Below are 3584 nucleotides of genomic sequence, written 5' to 3' on the forward strand. Positions count from 1 at the left end.
AATGAGTTTTTTAGCCTTACCCTTCCCGAAATTGGTAGTGCTTTAACGAGTAGGATTAATGACAATTTTCAAACCTTCAATTTTGCAGTTTGAAGTGTCATGAGCTAGATGCGAAACAGTATCAAGTCGCTTGGGTATACGATGGTAATAAGGGCTATCGAAAAATGCAATTAAGGTATCGCGAGATTGAGTCATCAAATTGCCAAAGATTAACCAATACTGTTTATTTAGACGTCGCTTAACCTTAGCATTCAGTTAAAAAAAGTCGGGTGTCCCGTCTTATTTAAAACATGGCTAAAATAGATTAGCGACCAGGCCATACTCAACATAGCAGTGATATTCCAGAGGTTTAAAGTTGTGCCTCGTTTTACTATAAATCATGATATTCTACATCCATTTAAAAGCTAGATTTATATGTCAAAAAGATCAAAGGAAAATTTAAATGAAAATATTAGTGTTGGGTGGAAGCCAGTTTTTCGGAAGAAAACTGGTGAAGCTTCTCTTAGACAATAATGATGACGTTACCATCTTAAACCGAGGTAATCACGCGGATGGATTCGGAGAAAAAATTAAGAGGATTATTTGTGATCGTAATAACAAAATAGCATTAGAAGATGCCATCAATGCTGACTATGATATCGTTTTTGATCTATCATGTTTTGATTTTGATCAAGCAAAACACGCCTGTGAAGTCTTCAATGGTAGAGTAAAAAAGTATCTTTTTACTTCCAGTATTTCTGCTTATATAGACCGTAATGATAATTTATCTGAACATCAATTCAACCCTTTGGATTTTGAACTTACCAATAAAGTGAGTAGAAAGGAGCACTACGGCGAGGCAAAACGACAGGCGGAAATTTCATTTATCAAATTTGCCACTTTTCCTGTTACCAGCATCAGATTGCCTGTTATTTTAGATGCAGATGATTATTCCCAGAGGCTACAACGCCATGTCAACAGCATTAAAAACGGGCTACCGCTCTACTTTGATAACCTTCAAGGTAAAATTTCTTTTATCTCCGCTGATGATGCAGCTAAAACTCTCTTTGAATTAGGCATAAATAATTTTTCAGGAACGATCAATGCTGCCAGCGCTAGGCCCATAACACTTCAACGATTTATTGAAATTATTGAGAAAATTACAGATTCAAAAATTATTCTGGCAAAACAGAAATCAGATAATAATTTATCACCTTATAATAATATCGGAGACTGGTGTCTAAATTGTTCAAAATTACAAAGTCTTGGGATTAAACTCCAAGAGATTGAAGATTACTTACCTGAGATGGTTAAGAGTATCCATGTAACTCTATAATTTAATTTACCTTTTATAGGAAAAACTATTAGATCAAATCGGCCTATTTACTTCGTTTTACAAAATGAAAGACCTGCCACATTCATTTCCCTTTATCTCAAGGGAACTTGCCGGAACTAACTAATGAGTGATCCTCGCTTTCCTTCAAAAAGCGATTAGATCCCTTTACTTCCCTCTCCGATCTTCTTCCCGTGTAAATGGATAAATAATCCCATTCAGCTTAATTAAATGATCAGAAATTTTGTAGAAGAAATTAATGAGATCAAGGTATTTGATTGAGTAATAATCTAAACATTTTCTTTTTGAACCATGTACAGTTTAACGTAGTTCAATAGAGCGGTTAGCTATTGTGATAAACAACAACCTAGCATTCAGAGATTTTAATCTGCATGAGCGATCAGCTAGTTAGATAGATTGGTATAATGGTTGAGTTAGTATTATTAATTACTTGAGGTATTTATGAAATTAGCATCACTTGCGTTACACCACGGCTATGAGTCTGAAGCAACAACCAAAGCAGCAGCTGTACCTATTTATCTAACCACATCTTATACCTTTGACGATACACAGCACGGCGCTGATCTCTTTGATTTAAAAGTACCGGGTAATATTTACACGCGAATAATGAATCCAACAACCGATGTGTTAGAAAAACGTGTTGCAGCGATGGAAGGTGGCATTGCAGGATTAGCAGTTGCCTCTGGTATGTCGGCAATTACCTATGCAATTCAATGTATTTGTGAAGTTGGCAACAATATCGTCAGTACCAGCCAACTTTATGGCGGGACTTATAACCTCTTTGCACACTCACTACCTAAACAGGGTATTGAAACCCGTATGGTCTCTTTTGATGATTATCAAGGTTTTGAAGATGCGATTGATGAAAATACTCGCGCTATTTTCTGTGAGTCAATCGGTAACCCTGCTGGCAATATCGTGGATATACAAAAGCTTGCTGATATTGCTCATAAACATGGTTTACCTCTAATTGTAGACAATACGGTTGCAACACCGGTTTTATGTCGCCCATTTGAGTTTGGTGCCGATATTGTGGTGCATTCATTAACTAAATATATTGGTGGCCATGGTACATCTATTGGTGGCATCATCGTTGATTCTGGTAAGTTTGATTGGGTTGCCAATAAAAAGCGTTTTGCCGTTTTAAATGATCCCGATCCCTCTTATCATGATGTGGTTTATACCGAGGCATTCGGCCCAGCAGCTTATATTGGACGTTGCCGTGTTGTCCCTTTACGTAATACAGGTGCAGCCATTTCACCGATGAACTCTTTCCAAATCATGCAAGGCTTAGAAACGTTGTGTTTACGTATGGAGCGTCACTGCGAGAATGCAGAAAAACTCGCGATCTATTTAACTCATCATGAAAAAGTCGCTTGGGTTAATTATGCAGCCCTAGAAAGTAGCGTTTATTACCAAACTTGTCAGAAAATTTGTGCCGGTAAAGCCTCTGGAGTATTAAGTTTTGGCATTAAAGGTGGCGCAGTTGCTGGCGGGAAGTTTATTGATGCACTGCAGATGATTTTACGTCTGGTTAATATTGGTGATGCTAAATCTCTAGCTTGCCACCCCGCATCAACAACACATCGTCAACTTAATACCCAAGAGCTAAAAGCCGCGGGTGTAAGTGAAGATTTGATCCGTATCTCAGTGGGTATTGAAAGTATCGATGATATTATTGCCGATGTAGAGCAAGCATTAGCGAGCATTTAAATAATAAAAAAAAGGCGGGATATCCACTTGTTGATCTATATTAAATCAACAATTTAAACCTTTGGGTGATGAGATGGACGCTCCCCAAAACGGCGTCAATGCGCCAAACTAGTGTTGAATCATTAGTTAAATTAAGGAGCGTCCATTATGAGAGTTAACACAATATCAATTGACCTAGCAAAGAATATTTGCCAAGTCATGGGGTTTTTCAGTACAGGTAAAATCATGTTTAACAAGCGATTAAACCGGTTACAACTGAGTGAGCTTATGCAGATAAAATCTAAGTGTCGTGTTGTCGTGTTGTCATGGAGGCTTGTTATTCTTCTCATTATTGGGGGCGTACATTTGAGGATATGGGGCATACCGTTGACCTAATTCCAGCTCAACATGTCACCCCCTTTGTTAGAGGAAATAAAAATGATAGCAATGATACCTTAGCTATTTTTGAAGCCTCTACACGACCCTTTATTCGCTTTGTGCCTGTTAAAACTATAGCGCAACAAGAAGTCTTAATTCTACATCGTTTGCGTGAAAGATT

2 protein-coding genes and 1 pseudogene are annotated in these 3584 nt (G+C 37.7%); all 3 read left to right on the forward strand.

All coding sequences use genetic code 11. From position 1 onward, the window contains the following. Positions 1–442 precede the first annotated feature (442 nt). Positions 443–1315, forward strand: coding sequence for an NAD-dependent epimerase/dehydratase family protein (locus G322_RS21315; protein WP_022943092.1), 873 nt, complete (start codon positions 443–445; stop codon positions 1313–1315). A 459-nt stretch (positions 1316–1774) separates the two neighbouring features. Next, positions 1775–3046, forward strand: coding sequence for an O-acetylhomoserine aminocarboxypropyltransferase/cysteine synthase family protein (locus tag G322_RS0118075; protein ID WP_022943093.1), 1272 nt, complete (start codon positions 1775–1777; stop codon positions 3044–3046). 147 nt (positions 3047–3193) lie between these two features. After that, positions 3194–3584 (forward strand): annotated as a pseudogene (locus G322_RS24420) (transposase); the annotation flags it as partial.

It is taken from the genome of Psychromonas hadalis ATCC BAA-638 (genome assembly GCF_000420245.1).
Taxonomy (GTDB): domain Bacteria; phylum Pseudomonadota; class Gammaproteobacteria; order Enterobacterales; family Psychromonadaceae; genus Psychromonas; species Psychromonas hadalis.